This window comes from Pseudoalteromonas sp. SR45-5, from assembly GCF_014163565.1.
GTDB classification, from domain to species: Bacteria; Pseudomonadota; Gammaproteobacteria; order Enterobacterales; family Alteromonadaceae; genus Pseudoalteromonas; species Pseudoalteromonas distincta.
On the sequence record NZ_JACJDN010000962.1, the window covers coordinates 1 to 951 of the forward strand.

The 951-nt window shown below is 40.6% G+C and carries 1 protein-coding gene; it reads left to right on the forward strand.

All coding sequences use genetic code 11. The annotated features are described in order from the left end of the window. The first annotated feature begins 26 nt into the window (after positions 1-26). Positions 27-908 carry a LysR family transcriptional regulator gene (locus tag H5072_RS20375; RefSeq protein ID WP_182694627.1) on the forward strand — a complete coding sequence of 294 codons (882 nt, stop codon included), beginning with the start codon at positions 27-29 and terminating at the stop codon, positions 906-908. Positions 909-951 lie beyond the last annotated feature (43 nt).

The following is a 951-nucleotide window of genomic DNA, read 5'->3' on the forward strand; positions in this document are numbered from 1 at the left end:
CAATAAATTAAATAATTCTGGAAAACATGCAAACTCCTATTCGTGGCCTTCGCTCTTTTTGCTTTGCCGCAAGAAGCCTAAGTTTTAAGCATGCAGCTAATGAGCTGTACTTAACGCCGTCTGCGGTAAGCCATCAAATAAAACAACTTGAAGAACAACTTGGTATTGAGCTTTTTCAACGTAAAACGCGTTCAATTAGCTTAACTACAGCGGGTAAAAACTTTTTTGATGCTGTGTCTCCTATCATCACAATGTTAGAGAGCACCATTAATGAGTTTAGTCAGATGCAGCAAAATACAAATTTGACGATTACCCTGCCTGAATTTTTTGCCAGCGAACTACTCATGCCTAAATTAAGTGAGTGGACCTCAGAACACCCTAATATAAACCTGCAAATGGACACGCTTAAAACACGCAAAGAATTAACGCGTCATAGCGATTTATCTATTGTATTGTCCTCTGGTAAACCTACTGAAGGGTTAGCGACTGAGTTGTTTAACCTTGAATATATTCCTGCATGTAATAAAAAATTGCTCGATCAGTGGAGGGACGATCATCGTCAAGCCCTTAACCAAGTTCCGCTAATCTTGCACAAAGCTCGCCCTTGGGCTTGGCATCAGTGGGCCGAAAAAGCAGGGATTGATGACTTTTCTCCTTCGCAGATTATTCAAATAGATAGCATGTTTGGTGTAGCGCGTGCAGCGCAGCAAGGCATGGGCATTGCACTTATTCCACTGCCTATTAGCCAAAGCTGGCTAGATGAGCAATGGCTTTACAAATTATTCGAACAGCCTTTAACAACTAAAGATAAATACTATTTAGTGCAGCACGAATCAAACACGCCTAATCACCCGCTTGATTTATTTGCGAAGTGGGTTGTAAATACGTTTAGAAAAATTCAAGAATAATCCCCTATTAGGCGAGTTCAGTAATACAACCTACTCTGTGTTG